The 20365-nt window shown below is 64.2% G+C and carries 21 protein-coding genes; 8 read left to right on the forward strand and 13 right to left on the reverse strand.

What is annotated here, in order from left to right:
* Positions 1-2 precede the first annotated feature (2 nt).
* From ACED18_RS08915 to dapD, 4 genes are all read right to left on the reverse strand, one after another.
* The gene (locus ACED18_RS08915; RefSeq protein ID WP_377291239.1) at positions 3-593 is read right to left on the reverse strand and encodes a hypothetical protein; all 591 of its coding nucleotides are present in this window, start codon (positions 591-593) and stop codon (positions 3-5) included.
* Complete coding sequence (dapE, locus tag ACED18_RS08920; protein ID WP_377291241.1) at positions 580-1803, reverse strand: succinyl-diaminopimelate desuccinylase; 1224 nt, start codon at positions 1801-1803, stop codon at positions 580-582. The genes ACED18_RS08915 and dapE overlap by 14 nt, the downstream gene beginning before the upstream one ends.
* 85 nt (positions 1804-1888) lie before the next feature.
* A complete protein-coding gene (locus ACED18_RS08925) occupies positions 1889-2272 on the reverse strand; it encodes a DUF805 domain-containing protein (RefSeq protein WP_377291243.1) in 384 nt (127 codons plus the stop codon).
* 4 nt (positions 2273-2276) lie between these two features.
* On the reverse strand, positions 2277-3134 hold the full coding sequence (dapD, locus tag ACED18_RS08930) for a 2,3,4,5-tetrahydropyridine-2,6-dicarboxylate N-succinyltransferase (protein WP_377291245.1): 858 nt from the start codon (positions 3132-3134) through the stop codon (positions 2277-2279).
* Between the two features lie 278 nt (positions 3135-3412).
* On the opposite strand from dapD, the gene ACED18_RS08935 reads away from it, so the two are divergent.
* The gene (locus ACED18_RS08935; protein WP_377291247.1) at positions 3413-4318 is read left to right on the forward strand and encodes an LOG family protein; all 906 of its coding nucleotides are present in this window, start codon (positions 3413-3415) and stop codon (positions 4316-4318) included.
* Positions 4319-4394: 76 nt separating this feature from the next.
* Here ACED18_RS08935 and ACED18_RS08940 read toward each other — a convergent pair whose 3' ends face one another.
* Together ACED18_RS08940 and ACED18_RS08945 are read right to left on the reverse strand one after the other, a co-directional pair.
* The gene (locus tag ACED18_RS08940; protein WP_377291249.1) at positions 4395-4943 is read right to left on the reverse strand and encodes an EF-hand domain-containing protein; all 549 of its coding nucleotides are present in this window, start codon (positions 4941-4943) and stop codon (positions 4395-4397) included.
* A gap of 230 nt (positions 4944-5173) precedes the next feature.
* Complete coding sequence (locus ACED18_RS08945) at positions 5174-5377, reverse strand: DUF2735 domain-containing protein (protein WP_377291251.1); 204 nt, start codon at positions 5375-5377, stop codon at positions 5174-5176.
* 533 nt (positions 5378-5910) lie between these two features.
* On the opposite strand from ACED18_RS08945, the gene ACED18_RS08950 reads away from it, so the two are divergent.
* Positions 5911-6951: a glutamine synthetase beta-grasp domain-containing protein gene (locus tag ACED18_RS08950; RefSeq protein ID WP_377291253.1), complete on the forward strand. Its 1041-nt coding sequence runs from the start codon at positions 5911-5913 to the stop codon at positions 6949-6951.
* A gap of 328 nt (positions 6952-7279) precedes the next feature.
* Here ACED18_RS08950 and ACED18_RS08955 read toward each other — a convergent pair whose 3' ends face one another.
* Complete coding sequence (locus ACED18_RS08955; RefSeq protein WP_377291255.1) at positions 7280-7984, reverse strand: pyrimidine 5'-nucleotidase; 705 nt, start codon at positions 7982-7984, stop codon at positions 7280-7282.
* Positions 7985-8100: 116 nt separating this feature from the next.
* On the opposite strand from ACED18_RS08955, the gene ACED18_RS08960 reads away from it, so the two are divergent.
* Complete coding sequence (locus tag ACED18_RS08960; protein ID WP_377291257.1) at positions 8101-9006, forward strand: EamA family transporter; 906 nt, start codon at positions 8101-8103, stop codon at positions 9004-9006.
* A gap of 100 nt (positions 9007-9106) precedes the next feature.
* On the forward strand, positions 9107-9907 hold the full coding sequence (locus tag ACED18_RS08965; RefSeq protein WP_377291259.1) for a sterol desaturase family protein: 801 nt from the start codon (positions 9107-9109) through the stop codon (positions 9905-9907).
* A gap of 40 nt (positions 9908-9947) precedes the next feature.
* On the opposite strand, the gene argB is transcribed toward ACED18_RS08965, so the two are convergent.
* Positions 9948-10835 (reverse strand): acetylglutamate kinase, encoded by an 888-nt coding sequence (gene argB, locus ACED18_RS08970; protein WP_377291261.1) that lies wholly within the window; start codon positions 10833-10835, stop codon positions 9948-9950.
* A gap of 280 nt (positions 10836-11115) precedes the next feature.
* Here argB and ACED18_RS08975 point away from each other — a divergent pair, with 280 nt between their 5' ends.
* The 3 genes from ACED18_RS08975 (at position 11116) to ACED18_RS08985 (ending at position 13139) form a co-directional block, all read left to right on the forward strand.
* Positions 11116-11658, forward strand: a complete 543-nt coding sequence (locus ACED18_RS08975; RefSeq protein WP_377291898.1) for a sigma-70 family RNA polymerase sigma factor — start codon at positions 11116-11118, stop codon at positions 11656-11658.
* Positions 11655-12377: an anti-sigma factor domain-containing protein gene (locus tag ACED18_RS08980; RefSeq protein ID WP_377291263.1), complete on the forward strand. Its 723-nt coding sequence runs from the start codon at positions 11655-11657 to the stop codon at positions 12375-12377. The genes ACED18_RS08975 and ACED18_RS08980 overlap by 4 nt, the downstream gene beginning before the upstream one ends.
* Before the next feature lie 204 nt (positions 12378-12581).
* Positions 12582-13139: a fasciclin domain-containing protein gene (locus ACED18_RS08985; protein ID WP_377291265.1), complete on the forward strand. Its 558-nt coding sequence runs from the start codon at positions 12582-12584 to the stop codon at positions 13137-13139.
* Positions 13140-13293: 154 nt separating this feature from the next.
* On the opposite strand, the gene yihA is transcribed toward ACED18_RS08985, so the two are convergent.
* The 5 genes from yihA to rpmH form a co-directional block, all read right to left on the reverse strand.
* Positions 13294-13947 (reverse strand): ribosome biogenesis GTP-binding protein YihA/YsxC, encoded by a 654-nt coding sequence (gene yihA / locus ACED18_RS08990; protein WP_377291267.1) that lies wholly within the window; start codon positions 13945-13947, stop codon positions 13294-13296.
* 59 nt (positions 13948-14006) lie between these two features.
* Complete coding sequence (locus tag ACED18_RS08995; protein WP_377291269.1) at positions 14007-14945, reverse strand: DMT family transporter; 939 nt, start codon at positions 14943-14945, stop codon at positions 14007-14009.
* Positions 14946-15367: 422 nt separating this feature from the next.
* Positions 15368-17164 carry a membrane protein insertase YidC gene (gene yidC / locus ACED18_RS09000; protein ID WP_377291271.1) on the reverse strand — a complete coding sequence of 599 codons (1797 nt, stop codon included), beginning with the start codon at positions 17162-17164 and terminating at the stop codon, positions 15368-15370.
* Positions 17164-17559, reverse strand: coding sequence for a ribonuclease P protein component (gene rnpA, locus ACED18_RS09005; protein ID WP_377291273.1), 396 nt, complete (start codon positions 17557-17559; stop codon positions 17164-17166). Before rnpA ends, yidC begins: the two co-directional genes overlap by 1 nt.
* A gap of 38 nt (positions 17560-17597) precedes the next feature.
* Positions 17598-17732, reverse strand: coding sequence for a 50S ribosomal protein L34 (gene rpmH, locus ACED18_RS09010; RefSeq protein WP_149738684.1), 135 nt, complete (start codon positions 17730-17732; stop codon positions 17598-17600).
* Positions 17733-18082: 350 nt separating this feature from the next.
* On the opposite strand from rpmH, the gene ACED18_RS09015 reads away from it, so the two are divergent.
* Positions 18083-20098 carry a methyl-accepting chemotaxis protein gene (locus ACED18_RS09015; RefSeq protein WP_377291276.1) on the forward strand — a complete coding sequence of 672 codons (2016 nt, stop codon included), beginning with the start codon at positions 18083-18085 and terminating at the stop codon, positions 20096-20098.
* Positions 20099-20365: the final 267 nt, after the last annotated feature.

Genomic DNA, 20365 nt, shown 5'->3' on the forward strand with positions numbered 1-20365 from the left:
TCTCAGCCGAGCCCGAAAGCGTGCTGCAAAAGCTGGGCGATGATGACGGCCGGCAGGATGAAGAGCGTCGTGAGCGCCATCGCCAGCAGGGTCTGGTCGCCGGTAATGGCCCGGATGATGCGGAACAGCGCAAAAATCGAGGCCAGGAGCACGACGAGCATCAGGAAAGAGGCGATGCCGATCGACCCGGGCAGGATGAGTTCCAGCGCGATCGGCACGGCGCCGAAATAAAGCGCCGGCAGCGAGAACCAGTTCGACGCGACGATCAGCGGGCCGATCATGTCGGAAAAGCCGAGCGGCTTCGACAGAATGGCGATGATCAGAAGCGGTCCGACCCAGGACATCACGTCGATGATCAGAAGTTTGACGAAAAAGCCTGCACCGACCGATGTGCCGGCCGGAAAAGCTGCGAGGAAGGACAGGCGGAAGGAGGCCCAGCCAATCGCCAGCGCCGGCAGGCTCCAGACAATCGCGTAGAAGGATCGCCAGACGCCGCCGGCGCTGACATCGAGCCAGGACAGGCCCTCGCGCCGGCCCATCACCAGGGCGAAGATGCCGCGCAGGTAGACGGAGATTTCCTCAAAGCCCGGCATCGGCAAACCAGCGCTCGATGAAGGCTTCGTAGATGCGGGTCAGCGTCTCCAGATCGGCAACCGGCACGCGCTCGTCCACCATATGCATGGTCTGGCCGACAAGGCCGAACTCCACGACGGGGCAGTAATCCTTGATGAAGCGCGCATCGGAGGTGCCGCCGGTGGTCGACAGCGCCGGCGCCCGGCCGATGGTCGCCTCGACAGCGGCCGACAGCGAGCCGATCAGCGCATTGTTGCGGGTGAGGAAGACATGGCTCGGCCGCTCGCGCCAGGCGAGCGTGTAGCGCACGGGCGGGCGGCCTTCGCGCAAGGGCGAGGCCTCGGCCGCCCGCGCCAGCCGCGCCTCGATCTCGGCCATCAGGCTGTCGGCGGTCCAGCAATCGTTGAAGCGGATGTTGAAGCTTGCCGTCGCTTTTGCCGGGATCACATTGACGGCGGGGTTGCCGACATCGATGGAGGTCACTTCGAGGTTGGAGGCCGGAAACTCCGCCGTCCCGGTATCGAAGGGCGGGTCCATCAGGGCCTCAGCCAGCGACAGCACGCCGCGCACGGGGTTGTCGGCCAGATGCGGATAGGCGGCATGGCCCTGCACACCGTGCACGGTCACGGTGCCGGAGAGCGAGCCGCGCCGGCCGATCTTGATCATGTCGCCGAGGCGATCAGGATTGGTGGGCTCGCCCACAAGGCAGGCATCCCAGCGCTCGCCGCGGGCCTTTGCCCATTCGAGCAGCTTCACCGTGCCGTTGATGGCCGGGCCTTCCTCGTCGCCGGTGATCAGCAGCGAGACGGAACCGGGGAGCGCGCCCAGGCGGGCCTTGATGCGGGCGACGGCGGCGACGAAGCAGGCGATGCCGCCCTTCATGTCCACCGCGCCGCGTCCGTACATTTCGCCGCCGGCAATTTCGGCGGAAAAGGGAGGATGGGTCCAGCTCGCCGCATCGCCAACCGGCACGACATCCGTATGGCCGGCAAACATCAGATGCGGGCCATCGCTGCCAAGCCGGGCATAGAGGTTCTCGATGTCGGGCGTGCCCTCCTCGGTCATGGTGACGCGATCAACGGCAAAGCCCAGCGGCGCGAGCATGGCTTCGAGCGCGCTCAGCGCGCCGCCTTCGGCCGGGGTCACGGAGGCACAGCGGATGAGGCTTGCGAGATTGGCGACGGGATCGGTGGAGACGGCAGGCGTGGCGGAGGACTGGGGGATCGACATGGGGCATTCCTGTTGGAGCCCGCGTTTTAGACCATCGCCCACGGCCTGTCACGGCGCTTCGATGTCGCGGCGTGCGGAGAAACGGTCAGCTCCGCGGCCTGTCCGTGGCCGGGCCGTAGGGATTTGGGCCGGGCGTTCCCGGCAGCCAGCAGAGAGCGGCAAAGGCAAAGATGCTGAGCGCCGGAATGAAGAGGCAGATGGCCAGCGGCGCCGGCTGGTTCAGGTCGTGCAGCCGCTTGATGGCGAGCATGACCAGCGAGACGACGGAAACGGCGGCAACGAGGATGAAGACCACGCTCCAGACCATCGGCGTGCCGACCTCGGCACGATGGGCCACAATCTGCGCCACCGGCACCCCGGCGACCGCCAGCCAGAAGAGCCAGGCGAGAAAGAAGGCAAGGCGCCCCAGCCGGCCGGCCGGGCTGAAGAACAGCCAGCCCATGCCGGCCGGAGACGCCTCGACCTGCATCGGATCAATCCCGCAGCAGTTCGTTGATGCCGGTCTTGGAACGGGTCTTCTCATCCACCGTCTTGACGATGACGGCGCAGTAGAGATTGGGGGCCGGCTGGCCGTTCGGCATGGTAGCGCCGGTCGGCAGCGAGCCGGCGACGACGACCGAATAGGGCGGCACTTCGCCATAGGTGATCTCGCCGGTGGCGCGGTTGACGATCTTGGTGGACTTGCCGATGAAGACGCCCATGCCGAGCACGGAGCCTTCGCGCACGATGCAGCCTTCGACGACTTCGGAGCGGGCGCCGATGAAGCAGTTGTCCTCGATGATGGTCGGGCCGGCCTGCATGGGCTCCAGAACGCCGCCGATGCCGACGCCGCCGGACAGGTGCACATGCTTGCCGATCTGTGCGCAGGAGCCGACGGTGGCCCAGGTATCGACCATGGTGCCCTCGCCGACATAGGCGCCGAGGTTGACGAAGGAGGGCATCAGGATGGCGTTCGGCGCGATATAGGCGGAACGGCGCACGACGCAGTTCGGCACGGCGCGGAAGCCGGCGCGTTCGAATTCGTTGACGCTCCAGCCGTCGAACTTGGAGGGCACCTTGTCCCACCAGACCGATTCGCCCGGACCGCCGCGCACGATTTCCATCGGGTTGAGGCGGAAGGAGAGAAGCACGGCCTTCTTCAGCCACTGGTTCACCGTCCAGGTGCCGTCTTCGCCGCGCACGGCGACGCGGGCCTTGCCGCTGTCGAGCAGGTTCAGCGCTTCGTCCACGGCGTCGCGGACTTCGCCGCGGGTGCTGGTGGAGATCGTATCGCGGGCCTCGAAGGCGTCTTCGACGATGCGCGACAGGGTGGCGGTGTCATGGGCGGTCATCGGAATTCCTTAAGCTTCGACGGATAGTCTGTTTGGATGGTGAAACCCCTCTAGAACATGCACCCGAAAAGATGAAGTGCTTTTCGGGCCGCGGCCAAAGAGGGTCTTGCCGCGACCTGCGAACGATTGCGTGCCATATGCCGCCGGCACGCGCCCGGGCAAAGGCCGAAGACCGCCGCGACCGTGACGGGCGCGATGGCCCTCATCCCGCCCCAATGTGCGAGAAAGCACCCGAAGCGTCATGACGGACGCACGAGGAAACCCCTGGAAGAGACGACATGGCACGCATGAAAAAGGCAAACCTTCGCCGCAAGGACGGCGTCTGGGACGCGCTGGCCGACAGCCAGCAGGACAAGCACCGCGCCCGCGCCGTGCCGGAAACGCCGCAGACGATGTCGCCGACCTACCGGCTCGCCTATACCGACGACGACTTTCTCTGCCGGGAGGAGTTGCGGCCGATCCGCCTGCAGCTGGAACTCCTGAAGCCCGAGATGGTGCTGGCCGAGCACGGCATCAAATCCACCGTCGTGCTGTTCGGCGGCGCGCGCATTCCCGAACCCGGCGGCGATGCCTGGGCGGCGAAGAACGAGACGCAGCGGGCCAACCTGACGGCGGCCTCGGTCTATTACGATGAAGCGCGCAAATTCGCCCGGCTGTGCTCCGAACATGCCGCCCTTTCCGGCTACCGCGAATTCGTGGTGGTGACGGGCGGCGGGCCGGGCGTGATGGAGGCCGGCAACCGCGGTGCGGCCGATGTCGGCGCGCCCTCGATCGGCCTCAACATCGTGCTGCCGCACGAGCAGGCGCCGAACCCCTATGTCACGCCGGACCTCTCCTTCAATTTCCACTATTTCGCGATCCGGAAGATGCACTTCCTGGTGCGCGCCAAGGCCGTGACGGTGTTTCCGGGCGGCTTCGGCACCATGGACGAGCTCTTCGAGACGATTACGCTGATGCAGACCGGCCGCATGGCACTGGTGCCGCTGATCCTCTTCGGCGAGGCCTTCTGGCGCAAGATCATCGATTTCCAGGCGCTGGCCGATTTCGGCACCATTGCGCCCAACGATCTCGATCTCGTGCACTTCGTGGAGACGGCCGACGAGGCCTGGGAGATCATCTCGCGCTTCTACGCCAAGGTCGACCCGCTGGTGGACGGCATTCCGCTCGCCTCCGGCCAGCGATAAGGACACCCGACAGACGAGCGGCCCGGACGGCAAGAGCGCCTTCCGGGCCGATCCTTATCCGGGGCTACCGGTCCGGTCAGATCTTGCGCGTGAAGTCGGCGGCATCGATGAAGCCGTCGCCGTTCTTGTCCAGGCGCTTGAAGCGGGCGCTGACGAGCGCATCGACTTCGGCCCGGCTCAGGCTGCCATTGCCATCGACATCGGCGCGCTTGAAGGCGCCCTTGCGCATGCCGGGCACCATGGCGAGACGGGCCTGCTGGACCTTCTCCCGCGCTTCCCGGCGCGCCTCCTCGTTCTTCTGGCCTTTCTCACCCCGGCGCTCTTCGCGCAGCGCGTGGCGGGCGTCCTTCACGGCCTTGCGCACGCTCTTCATTTCGTCGCGGCTGATCTCGCCATTGCCGTCCTTGTCGGCAACGCTGAAGCGCTTGGCCGTATCGGCCTGAAGTTCCGCAAGCGAGATCTTGCCGTCCTTGTTGGTATCGAGCCGCTTCAGCATCCATTCGAAGCGCTGCCCGGGATCACGGCGGTCGTTGCCGGCATTGTCCTTGGCCGCGAAGGCCGGAAGGGTGGCGGTGGAGAGAAGCGCCACGGCAAGGCCTGCGGCAGCGATGGATCGGATCGTCATGGGGATGGTCCTTTCTCTAAGTCCCTGCGGACGGAGAATAGGGATGACGGTGGCGGAATCCAGTTACAGTTTCGTAATGCAAATCCTTGGAAAAAATCAGCTTTTCGACACAACTTTGCGCCAGCTTCGACACTGTCCCTCCACATTTCCGAAAAGCGACCGAACAAACGCAAACGCCCCCACCGGGCTTTATCCGGCAGGGGCGTGCGAGAAAGGACTGTCCCGATGGCTTACTGGCGCCAGGGGTCCATGGTCGAAGGGGTGGCCGTGCGGATGGCGTCGCTGTGATACCAGCAGGTATCCAGCGCTTCGACGCAGATATTGTCGGACACCTTTGCGTCCGAACCGATCTGCGCCTGCCGAAGGAAGCCGCGCCGTCCACCCGCCGGGAATGCGATAATCTGTGCGCTTTCGCGATGCGGGGTGGTCAACATGACTGAACTCCTTTCGATGACCTTTGACAGGGATCATACCAAAAGCCGCGGTCAAATGCACATAAATTGTTCTTTCTGATTACTTTTTTTGCATTTGCCGCCTAAATTTCGAGCCGAGCGCCGAAAACTTAAAAAATAGGCGGTCAAAGCCAATTTTTTGTGCAGTCCTGCCGAGGGCCTTGTGTGCGAAATACGAATCGAGCTGGGCGGGTTCCGGTCAATTGCAGCTTTTTAGTGCGATTTTGCCGCAGCGCTAAAAAAAGCGGCTAATCACGCCTGACGTCAAAAGGTCAGGGGCGCTGACCTATCCGCCGGATTCTGTTCCGGTTTTTGCCGTCCGCTTGCGCTGTTTCGCACCCTGGCGCACCCGATTCGTCCCGATCCTGCGACTCGCCCAGAACTCGCCCGCTCGAATCTGGCACGCGATATGCATTTCCTTTTGCGAAGGCCACGACCGGCTTGGACCTGCTTCTGCGGGCCCTCTGCGAAAGGCCCGCTTTCACCTCGACGGGTAACTTAAAGAGAGAGTTGAAATGACCAAATACAAGCTCGAGTACATCTGGCTCGACGGCTACAAGCCGACGCCGAACCTTCGTGGCAAGACGCAGATCAAGGAATTCGATTCCTTCCCGACGCTCGAGCAGCTGCCGCTCTGGGGCTTTGACGGTTCCTCGACCCAGCAGGCCGAAGGCCGCTCGTCGGACTGCGTGCTGAAGCCGGTCGCCCTCTACCCGGATCCGGCCCGCACCAACGGCGTTCTCGTCATGTGCGAAGTCATGATGCCCGATGGCGTCACGCCGCACCCGTCGAACGCCCGCGCCACCATTCTCGACGATGAAGGCGCCTGGTTCGGCTTCGAACAGGAATACTTCTTCTACCAGGACGGCCGCCCGCTCGGCTTCCCGGAATCCGGCTACCCGGCTCCGCAGGGTCCGTACTACACCGGCGTCGGCTACAAGAACGTCGGTGACGTCGCCCGCGAAATCGTCGAGGAGCATCTCGACCTCTGCCTCGCCGCCGGCATCAACCACGAAGGCATCAACGCCGAAGTGGCCAAGGGCCAGTGGGAATTCCAGGTGTTCGGCAAGGGCTCCAAGCGCGCCGCCGACGAAGTCTGGATGGCCCGCTACCTGCTGCTCCGCCTGACGGAAAAGTACGGCATCGACATCGAGTTCCACTGCAAGCCGCTCGGCGACACCGACTGGAACGGCTCGGGCATGCACTGCAACTTCTCCACCAAGTTCATGCGCGAAGTCGGCGGCAAGGACTATTTCGAAGCGCTCATGGCGCAGTTCGAAAAGAACCTGCAGGCCCACATCGATGTCTACGGCCCGGACAACCATCTGCGCCTGACCGGCAAGCACGAAACGGCTCCGTGGAACAAGTTCTCCTACGGCGTTGCCGACCGTGGCGCCTCGATCCGCGTTCCCCACTCGTTCGTCAAGAACGACTACAAGGGCTACCTCGAAGACCGCCGTCCGAACTCCCAGGGCGACCCCTACCAGATCGCTTCCCAGGTTCTGAAGACGATCTCGGAAGTGCCGCTGCCGGGCCAGGCAACGGCCGCCGCCTGATCAGAACAGCATCCTCCCAGAACTGGGCGTCGGCTTCGGCCGGCGCCTTTTTCGTTTTGGGGCGTGGTTGGGGTGTGGCGTGGAACAGGCCAAGACGAGGGCTCTGGGTGGGTGACACCTCTCCAGTGTCATGCGCGGGCTTGACCCGAGCATCGACTTTCCTTCCAGCGGCTGTGGCGTGGATCCTGGCTCGGAGGCAGAGGATGACGGAGTGTGTGGTTCAGGTCGGCGTCCTGAAACCGTGTCAGCTCCGCCTTGCGCGCCAGATCATACCCGGCCCAGGTCGTGCGAAGACCGACAGCCACCTCATGACAGCACGATTCGTCCCTCACACGAGATGCGAGAGGAACGTCGTCAGGTTCTCGGTGATGAAATCGATCTGGTCGGCGGTCTCATCGGCGCGTTCCCAGGCTTCGGCAACGTCGTATTCGAGGTTGCGGGGCACCAGAAGCACGGTCTTCATGCCGAGTGCGCGGGGCACGACGAGGTTGCGGGGCAGATCCTCGAACATGGCGGCGCGTTTGGTATCGACGCGGTGCAGGCTCATGAACTTGTCGTAGGTCTCGCCGGCGGGCTTCGGCGTGTAGCCGGCGGCGACGATGTCGAAGATGTCGTCGAAATGCTCGAGAATACCGAGCGCGCGGGCCGTCATTTCCGCATGGCGCACGCTGCCATTGGTGAAGATGAACTTGCGCCCCGGCAGGGCTTTGATCATCTCGCCCAGCTCCGGATCGGCCGGCACGACGCCGTAGTCGATCGCATGGGCTTTTTCGAGGAAGTCGTCGGGGTCCACGCCGTGATGCAGCATCAGGCCCTGCAGCGTGGTGCCATGATCGCGGTAATACTGTTTCTGGAGAACGCGCGCCTCTTCCGGCGACAGGGTCAGCAGGGTCGCCACATAGGCGGTCATGTTGCGGTCGATCTGCGCGAAGAGATCGACGTGATGGGGATAGAGCGTGTTGTCGAGGTCGAAGACCCAGTCGGTGACATGGGCGAATTCGGCCTTGGTCGGGGCGCGGCGATAATCGGTCATGGGCGACCTTATGGCATGGTGCGCGCCCGCCGCGAAGAGGCTTCTTCGGCGCGCCGGGCCATGATGCGGATTTTCCGCTTCTCCCGTGCCGGGGTGCATGGTACCGCCATAACATCATGGACGCCTGGATCCCCATCACCATCGCAGCCGCCTTCCTGCAGAACCTGCGCTCGGCCCTGCAGAAGCATCTGCGCAGCTCGCTCGGCACGACGGGGGCGAGCTTTGCCCGCTTCGGCTACGGCTTTCCCGTCGCCATCCTCTATGTTGCGGCACTGGCCGCCTTCGCCGGCTACCGGATGCCGCAGCCGAACCTTACCTTCGCGGTCTGGGGCATCATCGGGGGACTTGCGCAGATCTACGCGACGATCCTCCTCGTCCATCTCTTCTCGCTGCGCAATTTCGCCGTCGGTACCGCCTATTCCAAGACGGAGCCGGTGCAGGCAGCCTTGTTCGGCCTCATCATCCTCGGCGAGCGGCTGACGGCGGGCGCGGTGGCGGCGATTATCGTCGGCGTCATCGGCGTCATGCTGATTTCGGTGGCGCGCCAGCGGCTCTCCCCCGGCAACCTGGTGCGGGCCATGACGAGCCGCGAGGCGCTGATCGGCATCGCGTCGGGCGCCGTCTTCGGCATTTCCGCCGTCGCCTATCGCTCCGCCTCGCTTTCGCTGGGCGGCGACCAGCCGATCATGCAGGCGGCTTTCACGCTCGCCTGCGTCACGGGCTTCCAGACCGTCTACATGCTGGTCTGGATGGCGATCACGGATCGGGCCGAGATCGGCCGCGTGGCGCGCTCCTGGCGCTCCTCCAGCCTTGTGGGGCTCGCCGGCGTCACGGGCTCGGCCTGCTGGTTCACGGCCATGACGCTGCAGCAGGTGGCCTATGTGCGGGCGCTCGGCCAGATCGAGCTGGTCTTCACCTTTATCTCCTCGGTCTTCATCTTCCGGGAGCGCATCAACCGGATCGAGGTGACGGGCTGCCTGCTGATCGTTTCCGGCATCCTGCTGCTGCTTGCCTGGAAATAGGGTGCGTCAAGACAGAGCACGCCGCCGAAAGGCGATGCAGGCGCGCCGTCCACGTGGTAAAAGCGGCTCGGAAGACAGCGAAACGAACGGAAACGGAATGATGAACGGCTTTCTCGACGGCGCCTTGCTTTTCGGCGGCATTCTGGCCGCCCTCTATGCCGTGACGGTTGCCGTCTATTTCATCCTGGGCTTCGGCATCAGCTGGATGAATGACCGCAACCCGGAACGCCGCATCCAGAAGGGGCGGTTCGGGGAGAAGCGCCGGCAGGCGGAAATCCGCCAGAGCATGGCGTCGATCCTCGTCACCTGCCTGTCGGTTGCCATCGGCATCTTCGCCCAGCTTCAGGGCTGGACGATCACGCCCTGGGATTTCAGCTGGTGGACGGCGCTGCCGCTCTTCCTGCTCACCATGGTGCTCTTCGACGCCTGGTTCTATTTCGCCCACCGGGCGCTGCACACCAAGCCGCTCTACAAATATCACGCCCTGCACCACAAGAGCGTGGCGCCGACCGCCTGGAGCAATGATTCCATCGGGCTCGTCGATACGGCGCTTTCGCAGGGCTTTTATGCCGTGGTCGTCTTCATCGTGCCGATCCCGCCCGTCATTCTCCTCGCGCACCGGGCCTTCGACCAGATCAACGGCACCTTCGGCCATGCGGGGTTCGAATATTTCGCGTCGAAGACGGCGCGCTACCCCTCGCCCATGCTGTGCACGACCTATCACGACCAGCACCATGCCGAGTTCCGCTTCAATTACGCGAACTACTTCTCCTTCTGGGACCGCGTGATGGGCACGATCTCGCCGGTCTACGACCAGCGGGTGGAGAGTTTCGAGGCGACGCAGGCGCCGCTATCGCTCAAGCGTCCTGCCGAGGCGGCAAAGGAAAAGGCGGCCAGCTGACGCCGCCGCCTTTTTCACATGCCACCGGTCAAAGACGCGCTCAGGGAACGATGAGCGTTCCCGCGCCGTGCTCGGTGAAGATTTCGAGCAGCACCGAGTGGGCCGTCTTGCCGTTGAGGATGACGACGCCCTGCACGCCGGCCTGGATGGCCTCGATGCAGGTTTCGACCTTGGGGATCATGCCGCCGGAAATCGTGCCGTCGGCGATCAGCGCATGGGCCTCGGCGACCGAGAGTTCCTTGATCAGTTCGCCGTTCTTGTTGAGCACGCCGGGAACGTCGGTGAGGAAGAGCAGGCGCGTGGCGTTCAGCGCACCGGCGATGGCGCCGGCAAAGGTGTCGGCATTGATGTTGTAGGTGTGGCCGTCGCGGCCGGGCGCCACCGGCGCGATGACCGGAATCATCTCGGAGCGGGCGAGCAGATCGAGCAGCGTGCGGTCGACTTCCACGACATCGCCGACAAAGCCGAGATCGAGCACGCGCTCGATGTTGCTGTCGGGGTCGCGCACCTTCTTCTCCGCCTTTTCGGCGAAGACCATGTTGCCGTCCTTGCCGCAGAGCCCGATCGCCCATTCGCCGGTCTGGTTGATGAGGGCGACGATCTCCTTGTTGATGGAGCCGGCCAGAACCATCTCGACGATCTCGACCGTCTTCTGGTCGGTGACGCGCAGGCCACCCTCAAACTTCGATTCGATGCCCATCTTGGTCAGCATGGCGCCGATCTGCGGGCCGCCGCCATGGACGACGATCGGGTTGACGCCCGACTGCTTGAGCAGCGCGATATCCTCGGCGAAGGCCTTGCCGAGCTCGGCATTGCCCATGGCGTGGCCGCCATATTTCACGACGATTGTCTTGTTTTCATAGCGCTGCATATAGGGCAGAGCCTGGGCCAGAAGACGGGCCTGCGTTTCGCTTTCGGTTGCGGACATGGTATACCCCTGCAAATGATCGCCCACCGCTCTAGAACATGACGGAGCGAAAGAAAATGCCGGATGCGGAGCAAATGACGGGAGGCAGCGCATTTCCGGCGGAACATGATCCGCGCACGACGTGACGGCGTAGTGACAGCCGGTTTGCAAAGCCGAGCTGGCGAGGAGTGACGCGGCCATGACCGATCTTTCAGCAGCCGACAGCAGGGCATCCGCCGTCAGCAAGACGCGGCGGGGCGCCGGCCTGCACATGACCATGCAAACGGGACGGGTGATATCCATGACTGATGCCGAGACGATTTCCGACCTGATCGGTCGCGTCGCCTTGAAGGACAGGAAAGCCTTTTCCGTTCTCTACCAGCAGACCAGCCCGAAACTTTTCGCGATCTGCGTGCGTATTCTGAGGGACAGGAACGAGGCGGAAGAAGCGCTCCAGGAAATCTACGTGAAGATCTGGCAGCGCGCCGACCGTTTTGCGACGGGCTCGGCCACGCCGCTTTCCTGGCTTGCGGCGATTGCGCGCAATCACGCCATCGACGTGATTCGGGCCCGCAAGCCCGTAGGAGACACGATTGACGAGGCCTATGATTTGGCCGATTCTGCGCCGAATCCGGAAATGCAGGTGGAGCTGCGCGCCGAGGGGCGCCGGATCGACAGTTGCATGGAACGGCTGGGCGAAGACAGGGCGACGGCGGTACGCCGCGCCTATGTGGAGGGCCTGAGCTATCAGGAACTTGCGGAGATGTTTTCCGTGCCCCTGAATACGATGAGAACGTGGCTGCGGCGCAGCCTGTTGAAGCTGAGAGAGTGCATGGAGCAATGACCAGCAAGGGTACCAAGGGTGGCGACTCGACGCGTGACGAGGTGATTGCAGGCGAATACGTGCTGGGCGTGCTCTCGGCCGAGGACCGCCGCAAGGTGGAATCGCGCCTTGCGACCGACCGCACGTTTGCCGCCATGGTGGACCGCTGGCAGAGCAACCTTTCGAGCTTCGACGAGGACTACGAGCCGATCGCACCGCCCAAGAGCACCTATGCGGCGATCGAAAAGCGCCTGTTTGCCGAAGCGGTTGCTTCGGAGGCACGCGCCCCGCGCGGCATCTGGAATTCCATCGGCTTCTGGCGCGGTTTTTCCCTCGCCTCCGTCGCTGGCATTGCCGGGCTTCTTGCCTTTGGCAATGGCAACATCCTGACGCCGCGCACCGCGCGCACGCCGCTGGTGGCCGAGATGAAGGGCAAGGACGCGCCGATCGACCTCGTCGCGCATTATGACGCGGCGAGCGGCACGCTGGATGTCACGCCCGTTGCGGCTGGCGCAGCCGAGCAGAAGTCGCTGGAGCTGTGGCTGGTCAAGCCGGATGGCAAGACCGTGTCCCTCGGCGTCCTGCCGCAGACGGGCGAGGGTTCGCTCACCGTTTCGCCCGCCCTGCGCACCGGCATCACCAAGGGCGCGACCCTTGCGGTCAGCGTGGAACCCTTCGGCGGCTCGCCGACGGGCGTGGCGACGGGTCCGGTCATCCTCGTGGGTGCGATGGCGGAGTAGAAGCCGGGCACCTCGTCACCATCGAAAAAAGGTCGGCCGCAGCGCCGGCCTTTTTCTTTTTCGGCGCCTCGGCGATTTTTCTTTGACCAGCCTGAAACTTCCTTCCCGACCCTCCCGTAGATGGCAGCGTTCCCAAGGAGGAATGGCGCCTGGAGTGACGGGATGACGCCCGCGCAGCGCCACCAACAACTGGAAGGAAGACCCATGCTGAAGACCATGATCCGCACCCTGACCGTGGCCACGATGCTTGCTGCCGGCACGATGGCAGCGCATGCCGAGAACCCGATGGTTGGCGGTGCCGCCATGTATGAAAACAAGAATATCGTCGAAAACGCCGTCAACTCGAAGGACCACACCACGCTGGTCGCTGCCGTGAAGGCCGCAGGCCTCGTCGAGACGCTCTCCGGCGCCGGCCCGTTCACCGTGTTCGCACCGACCAACGAAGCCTTCGAGGCGCTTCCGGCCGGCACGGTCGATACGCTTCTGAAGCCGGAAAACAAGGAACAGCTGACGAAGGTGCTGACCTGCCACGTGGTGGCCGCTGACGTGATGTCCGCAGCCCTTGCCAAGATGATCGCCGATGACGGCGGCACCCACGACGTCAAGACCGTCGGCGGCTGCGTGCTCAAGGCCAAGGCCGATGGCGGCAAGGTGACGCTGACCGATGAAACCGGCGGCGTGGCCAATGTCACGATTGCCGACGTCAAGCAGTCCAACGGCGTGATCCACGTGATCGACAAGGTTCTGCTGCCGAAGAGCTAAGTGGTTCTCCCAGGATCGGCACGGCGAGGCGGCGGCACTTCGGGTCCAGTCGCCGTCTTCCTCGATCCTCGCGCCGCGTCTGCCCCACGGCAGGCGCGGCGTCGCTGTTTCTTGAGGGCGTGCCAGTCGGGTCGTGACAATCAGGTCGTGACAGTCAGGTGGTAACAGTCTTGACGATGGCGGCGCGCAGTTCGTCGAGGCCCCTGCCCTTTTCGGAAGACGTCGAGAGGATTTCCGGATAGGCGGCCGGGCGCTTCCTGATGCGCTCCAGGCTTTCGGCAATAAGCCGGGGCACGCCGGCTTCCTTGATCTTGTCGGTCTTGGTCAGCACCAGCTGGTAGGACATGGCCGCCTTGTCGAGCAGGGCCATGACCTCCTCGTCGTTCTTCTTGATGCCGTGGCGGCTGTCGATCAGCACATAGACGCGCTTCAGCGTGGCACGGCCGCGCAGATAGTCGAAGACAAGTTTCGTCCAGTTGTCGACCGTCTCCTTCGGCGCCTCGGCATAGCCGTAGCCGGGCATATCGACCAGCGCCATGGGCGGCAGGTCGCCGTCCGCGCCGCTATAGCCGTCTGGCACGAAGTAGTTCAGCTCCTGCGTTCGGCCCGGCGTGTTGGAGGTGCGGGCAAGGCCCTTCTGCCCCGTCAGCGCATTGATCAGCGAAGACTTGCCGACATTGGAGCGGCCGGCAAAGGCGATCTCCGGCGGCCCTTCCGGCGGCAAGAACTTGAGCGCCGGCACGCCGCGGATAAACACCCAGGGCTTGCCGAAGAGCGGCCGTTCTTCGTCGGGCGCGGGTGTGTTCATCGTTCGTCTGCTCCGGGTGGGACGTTATCTCCCCGGCTTTCGGGATTTGGACGCGAAAGTCAAGGCTTGGGCACAGGCTTCACGTCGGCGGCGGCGGGCCGGCGCTGCTGGCGCAGCATCTCCACCGTCAGGTAACCGAAGAGCGCGACGAGCATCACGGCCCCGCCGATCATGGTGGATGCCGCCGGTATCTCGCCGTGGACGATCGCCACCCAGAGCGGCTGGAGCACGGTTTCGGCGGTGCCCAGCAGGGCTGCCAGCGCCGAGGGAATGAGGCGGGCGCCGGTGACGAAAAGCGCAAGGCCAAGGCCAAAATTGAGGGCGCCGAGCGCGATCAGCACCAGCATTTCCTGGGCGGTGACGGCAAAGGCGGGCGTCTGCGTGGCGGCCATGGTTGCGGCCATCAGCGTTCCCAGGCACACGGCGGGCGTCATGCGCACATGGGCGAAGCGGCGCGTGATGACGGTGGCGCTGGCAAAGGCAAGCGCCACGAGCACGGCCAGCGCATCGCCCAGCGGCGAGACGGAGCCCGTCATGCTGTCGGAGACCATGATGCCAACCCCGGCAATCACCAGCGCAATGGCGATCCAGGTGGTCAGGGACACGCGCTCGCGGAAGATCAGCCAGCTCATCAAGGCCGCAATCAGCGGTACGGCCGCGCCAATCAGCACGACATTGGCGACCGTCGTGTAGGAGAGCGCCAGAACGAAGGAGGTGGAGGCCGTGGCAAAACACGCCCCGACCGCGACACCCGGCAGGCCCATGGCCGGGAAGAGCCGCAGCATGGTGCGCGGACCATCCCTCAGCGCCATGAAGCCCAGCAGAAAGAGCGCCGCGAAGACCGACCGCCAGAACACGATGGTCCAGCTGTCGGCATCCGGCAGAAACCGCACCAGCATACCGCCGAAACTCCAGACCACGGCGGAACCGAACACCAGCACGGCACCGATGCGCTGGTCGTTTGCAGGCGCTGCGGCTTGCGGCATGGCGGCAGTCATGGCGTTGTCCTCTGTTGCAGGGGCTTTGGCACCCGCAGTCTCCGTGAGCGAGCTTAGCGCGATGACTTCCCACCGGAAGCTGCGCCAACGACGCGGCTGGTCGCATGTTCTGCGGGAAAAGGGAAGCGGGGTGGTGCGGGGGTCGAGATGCGGCGGCGATGGGATACCCCCCTCTGCCCTGCCGGGCATCTCCCCCGCAAGGGGGGAGATTGGCAAGCCGCGCGGCCTTCCTGCGACGTGACCGCTTCCACAAGGTGAACCGGCCCCGATGGAACACGGCGTGGCCGCGAGTAGATCTCCCCCCTTGCGGGGGAGATGCCCGGCAGGGCAGAGGGGGGTGCCGCCCAGAACCACCGCATCAACGAAAAAGGGCGCCTACCCTTCCGGATACGCGCCCCTGACCATTCTCATCGTCCCGCCGGCTATTTCGCCGGCGCCGATTTCTTTTTGAACAGGCCCTTGAGATTGTCGAAGAGCTCCACCTTTACGCCGTGGCGCTTCATGATGATCGACTGCTGGATGATCGAGAGCGTGTTGTTCCAGGCCCAGTAGATCACGAGACCGGCCGGGAAGCTCGCCAGCATGAAGGTGAAGACCAGCGGCATCCAGGTGAAGATCATCGCCTGGGCCGGATCCGGCGGCGTCGGGTTCATGCGCATTTGCAGGAACATGGTGATGCCCATGAGGATCGGCCACACTCCGATCATCAGCATATGCGGCATTTCGATCGGGATCAGGCCGAAGAGATTGAAGATCGAGGTCGGGTCCGGCGCCGAGAGGTCGCGGATCCAGCCGAAGAACGGCGCGTGCCGCATTTCGATCGTGACGTAGATGACCTTGTAAAGGGCGAAGAAGACCGGGATCTGGACCACGATCGGCCAGCAGCCGGCGAGCGGGTTGATCTTCTCTTCCTTGTAGAGCTGCATCATGGCCTGCTGCAGGCCCATCCGGTCGTCGCCGAACTTGGCCTTCAGTTCCTCCATCTTCGGCTGAACCTTCTTCATGTTCGCCATCGATGCATACTGCTTGTTGGCGAGCGGGAAGAAGAGAAGCTTGACGACGATGGTGGTGAGCAGGATCGCCACGCCGAAATTGCCGAAGAGATGGAAGAAATAGTCCATCAGCTTGAACATCGGCTTGGTGAAGAAATAGAACCAGCCCCAGTCGATCATCAGGTCGAACTGCGGAATGGCATAGGTCGTCTCGTAGCTGTCGATGACCGGAACCTGCTTGGCGCCGGCGAACAGCAGCGTCTTGAAGTCCGACTTCTGGCCGGGCGCGATCGTGACCGTGTCCTGCTTGTAATCGGCCTGATAGCGGGCGCGACCATCGGTGAAGTGCGAGAAGCGGGTGTCGTAGGGCGTCGCCTGCGGCGGGATGAGCGCCGAGGCCCAATATTTGTCGGTGATGCCGAGCCAGCCGCCCGTTGCCTTGCCGGGCGAGAGCGTGCCGTCCTTTTCGGACGCCTTGTACGTCTCTTCCTGCAGGCCGTGTTCACCGATAACGCCGATGAAGCCTTCGTGCAGGACATAGGCCGCAGGCGTCAGCGGCTTGGAAAAGCGCGTGACGCGACCGTAGGTGGACAGATCGATCGGCGCGCCGGAACCGTTGCTGACGCTGTCGGTCATCTGGAACATGTACTTGTCGTCAACGGAGATGGTGCGGGTGAAGACCACGCCCTTCTCGTTGGTGTATGTCAGCGTGACCGGCGTCGACGGCGTCAGCTTTTCGCCAGAAGCGAGCGTCCAGACCGTGTTGGCGGAGGGCACCGCGCCCACATCCGCACCGGCTACGAAGCCGGTTTCGGCAAAGTAGCCATCCTGAGTGTCGGCGGGGCTGAAGAGCGTGATGATCGGGCTCGAGGGGTCCACGGTCTCGTGGTAGGCCTTGAGCTTCAGGTCGTCGAAGCGCGCGCCGGTGAGGCTGATGGAACCGAGGAGCGCGGGCGTGTCGATCTGCACGCGGGCGGCCTTGGCAAGCGCTTCGTCGCGATTTTCGACGCCGCCTGGCACGGTGCCTGCGGCAGAGCCGGCCGTCGGCTGCGCGGCGCCATTGGTCGCGGTCGTGGCGTTCCCCGTCGTCTGGGTCTGGGCGGCCTGGCGCTGTTCTGCTGCCAGGCGTTCCTTTTCCATCTTGGGATTGATGTAGAGGAACTGCCAGGCAATCAGGATGAGCACGGAGAGCCCGATCGCCACGAAATAATTGCGGTTTTTTTCCATCACTCGTTCCTGGAGCCGGCCGGCGGCCGCTTCGGTTTCGGCTTAGACTGGATGCGGTCGCCAAGGGCTTTCGAGAGCGCTTCGAACGAGGCGCCGAGCACCTCGCGGCGGGCGACAACGACATAGTCGTGTCCGGGCTGCATTGCAAATGCTGCGGAGAGGCGCACGGCTTCTTTCAGGCGGCGGCGCATGCGATTGCGCTCCACCGCGTTGCCGTGCTTCTTCGTGACGGTGAAGCCGACACGGGCCGGGTCTTCCGGCGCCTTGCGATCGAGAACTTCCAGCTGGAAGAACGGGCCCTTGCGGCGCTCGCCCTCTCGAACCGCGAGAAACTGCGGCCGGCTTTTCAGCCGCCCGACAGTTGGTTTGTCCGCCGGCGTCTTGTCGTCGGCCACGGAAGGCCCGCGATCAGGACGCCGGGCGCTCACGGCGATCAGGCCGACAGGCGCTTGCGGCCACGGGCGCGGCGAGCCTTGATGACCAGACGGCCGCCCTTGGTGGCGATACGAGCACGGAAGCCGTGCCGGCGCTTGCGAACAAGCTTGGAGGGTTGGTAGGTACGCTTCATTTTTTTAAATACCGCGGTGTGCGGCCCTTCTTGGGTTTGCAGTTTTGCAAGAGCGTTTACGATCCGGGCACGGCGAGACAAGGCCTGTCTGCGCCCAGCCCAGGCGTGGCCGGCTTATAAGTGTAAAGAACGCGCAAAGTCAATGAGCGCCGGGCTTTGATCTCGCGATGACCGGCGCGACGCCGGACTTTGCCCGGCCCGAAAGAAACGCGGCCTCCTTTTGAAGGGCCTCTTCCATGCCGTCTCGTTTCGAGACCTTTCCGGCCATGCAGAATCGGTTCCTTAACTATCGTTGCTTAGTTTCGAAGCGTCGACGATTTGGGTGGTCGATGTCGGGAGCTTGGTGTTGCATGAAAATTCGAGGAAAAATCTATCTGGTCGTCGGGATGATGGCACTGGTCTGCCTCATGATGGGCGCCGTCGCCATCGGGGTGGTCGAGCGCTACAACGATCAGTTCCACGCCTTCGAGAATGCTGCAGACCGGGCCTATAAGGGCGAGCGCCTCAACCGTCTTGTCACCGCCGTGGTGATGGAGGCGCGCGGCGTCTATGCAGCGGCGACGACCGCGAAGGCAGAGCCCTTTGCCGAGGGCATCGTGAAGAACCTCGACAAGATCGACGAGGTGCTGACGAGCTGGACGCCGCTCGTGCCGGCAGAACAGCGGCCGGCCTTCGATGCATTGGTCAAGCGCGCTGCCGAGTTCCGGACGTTCCGGCTGGAAACGGCGCGGCTGGGACGCGAGGAGTCGCCCCAGGCGGCCAATGCACAGGGCAATACGGATGCCAACCGCGCCAACCGGAAAGCCTTCCAGGCGGAGATCGACGCGGTCGTCGACACCGACAAGGCTGTGCTCGAGACGGTGCGCAACGATGTCTATGCCTTCCGCGGCACGATGCTGATGGTGGTGGTGCTCACCTCAGTCGCCGGTCTTGCCGTCGGCCTGACAGCGGCCTTCATGATCGCCACCCACCATATCAGCCGTCCGATTACCCGTCTGACCGGCCACATGAAGGCGATCGCCGGCGGGAAATATGACGAGCCGATCCCGCTCGCCGGCCGCAAGGACGAGATTGGCGAGATGGCGCAGGCGGTCGAGGTCTTCAAGCGCAACGGCGCGGAAGTCATGCAGCTCAACGCGCATGAGCGCGTCCTCAGGGACCGGACCGCCGCCCTCCAGACCGGCATCGCCGACGTGGTCTCGGCAGCCTCGCGCGGTGATTTTACCGCCCGAATCGACAGGGACTATGAAGACGCAAGCCTCAATCGCTTTGCGGAGAGCATCAACACGCTTCTCTCGACGGTTGATCAGGGGATTGGCGAGACACGGCGCGCCGTCGCGAGCCTCGCCAGCGGAGACCTGACGGGCCGTATGTCCGGCTCGTTCGAGGGCGCCTTCGCGGACCTCCAGAAGAACGTCAACGAGGCGCTGCGCACGCTGCAGACGACGATGCAGGAGGTGCACGGGGCGACCGACCAGATCGCGGGCAATGCCGGCGAACTGCGCAGTGCCGCCGACGACCTTTCCAAACGGACCGAACAGCAGGCAGCCGCGCTCGAAGAAACCTCGGCCGCCCTGGAGGAGATCACCACCGCCGTGCGCCAGTCGACGGATCGTGCCCAGCTCGCCAGTGAGATGGTCAGGGAAGCCACGACCAATGCCGAGCAGTCCGCCTCGATCGTGCGCGACGCCGTGCATGCCATGGGGCGGATCGAACAGGCATCGCGCGAGATCGGCCAGATCACCAATGTGATCGACGAGATCGCCTTCCAGACGAACCTGCTGGCGCTCAATGCCGGTGTGGAAGCGGCCCGGGCCGGAGATGCGGGCAAGGGCTTTGCCGTCGTGGCACAGGAAGTGCGGGAGCTGGCGCAGCGTGCCGCCAGTGCGGCCAAGGACATCAAGGGGCTGATCGCCAAGTCCGGCGACGAGGTGTCGACGGGCGTGCAGCTGGTCCAGGCCACGGGCACCGCCCTTGCCGCGATCCAGACGAGCGTCGTGCAGATCAACGATCACATCCACTCGATCGCCACGGCCGCGCGCGAACAGTCGACGGGACTGGGCGAGGTCAGCCACGCCATCAACCAGATGGACCAGGTGACGCAGCAGAATGCGGCCATGGTGGAAGAAGCCAATGCCGCCGCCCACAAGCTTTCGGGCGAGACCGGCACGCTGAAGCAGCTGATGGGCCAGTTTCGGATCGGGGGCACGGATCACGGACGTCCGGCGCTGACGGCGGCCGGCCCGGCAAGCGCGCCGGTGGCCTCACCGGCCCGTCGGATCATGAGCAGCGTCTCCAAGGCATTCGCGCCAGGCCGTACGGCCGCAGCCGGTGGCAGCGGCGGCGGAAGCTGGGAAGAGTTCTGAGCCATCCGGCACGCGCGCCCCTCAGGGCGCCATGCCCTCAGGCACAACGAGAGATCGCCGGGAAAACCCTGCGATCTCTTCGTTTGCGGGGTTCGAACAAGCAGAATGCTTCGACCTGCCCTAATTTCGCACCCCGAATCTGGCCCCTGCAGGGTCCGCCCCGATCGCAGGGACCAGCCATTCAATCTTCCGTGGAAGTGCTCTAGAATGCGAGCACAGCGTTGCACGGGCGATGGCGACAGGTCCGGTGACCGGATCTTGACGTAG

Origin of the sequence: Rhizobium sp. SG2393 (genome assembly GCF_042610495.1) — a bacterium.
In the GTDB taxonomy this organism is placed as follows: Bacteria; Pseudomonadota; Alphaproteobacteria; order Rhizobiales; family Rhizobiaceae; genus RU20A.

Coding starts and splice junctions, on each gene's coding strand:
- ACED18_RS08950 (WP_377291253.1), top strand. CDS start 5,911: ATGACCAAATACAAGCTCGAGTACATCTGGCTCGACGGCTACAAGCCG.
- ACED18_RS08955 (WP_377291255.1), bottom strand. CDS start 7,984: ATGACCGATTATCGCCGCGCCCCGACCAAGGCCGAATTCGCCCATGTC.
- dapE (WP_377291241.1), bottom strand. CDS start 1,803: ATGTCGATCCCCCAGTCCTCCGCCACGCCTGCCGTCTCCACCGATCCC.
- ACED18_RS09015 (WP_377291276.1), top strand. CDS start 18,083: ATGAAAATTCGAGGAAAAATCTATCTGGTCGTCGGGATGATGGCACTG.
- ACED18_RS08965 (WP_377291259.1), top strand. CDS start 9,107: ATGAACGGCTTTCTCGACGGCGCCTTGCTTTTCGGCGGCATTCTGGCC.
- ACED18_RS08980 (WP_377291263.1), top strand. CDS start 11,655: ATGACCAGCAAGGGTACCAAGGGTGGCGACTCGACGCGTGACGAGGTG.
- dapD (WP_377291245.1), bottom strand. CDS start 3,134: ATGACCGCCCATGACACCGCCACCCTGTCGCGCATCGTCGAAGACGCC.
- ACED18_RS08945 (WP_377291251.1), bottom strand. CDS start 5,377: ATGTTGACCACCCCGCATCGCGAAAGCGCACAGATTATCGCATTCCCG.
- rpmH (WP_149738684.1), bottom strand. CDS start 17,732: ATGAAGCGTACCTACCAACCCTCCAAGCTTGTTCGCAAGCGCCGGCAC.
- argB (WP_377291261.1), bottom strand. CDS start 10,835: ATGTCCGCAACCGAAAGCGAAACGCAGGCCCGTCTTCTGGCCCAGGCT.
- ACED18_RS08960 (WP_377291257.1), top strand. CDS start 8,101: ATGGACGCCTGGATCCCCATCACCATCGCAGCCGCCTTCCTGCAGAAC.
- ACED18_RS08925 (WP_377291243.1), bottom strand. CDS start 2,272: ATGCAGGTCGAGGCGTCTCCGGCCGGCATGGGCTGGCTGTTCTTCAGC.
- ACED18_RS08975 (WP_377291898.1), top strand. CDS start 11,116: ATGACTGATGCCGAGACGATTTCCGACCTGATCGGTCGCGTCGCCTTG.
- yihA (WP_377291267.1), bottom strand. CDS start 13,947: ATGAACACACCCGCGCCCGACGAAGAACGGCCGCTCTTCGGCAAGCCC.
- ACED18_RS08915 (WP_377291239.1), bottom strand. CDS start 593: ATGCCGGGCTTTGAGGAAATCTCCGTCTACCTGCGCGGCATCTTCGCC.
- yidC (WP_377291271.1), bottom strand. CDS start 17,164: ATGGAAAAAAACCGCAATTATTTCGTGGCGATCGGGCTCTCCGTGCTC.
- ACED18_RS08935 (WP_377291247.1), top strand. CDS start 3,413: ATGGCACGCATGAAAAAGGCAAACCTTCGCCGCAAGGACGGCGTCTGG.
- ACED18_RS08985 (WP_377291265.1), top strand. CDS start 12,582: ATGCTGAAGACCATGATCCGCACCCTGACCGTGGCCACGATGCTTGCT.
- ACED18_RS08940 (WP_377291249.1), bottom strand. CDS start 4,943: ATGACGATCCGATCCATCGCTGCCGCAGGCCTTGCCGTGGCGCTTCTC.
- ACED18_RS08995 (WP_377291269.1), bottom strand. CDS start 14,945: ATGACTGCCGCCATGCCGCAAGCCGCAGCGCCTGCAAACGACCAGCGC.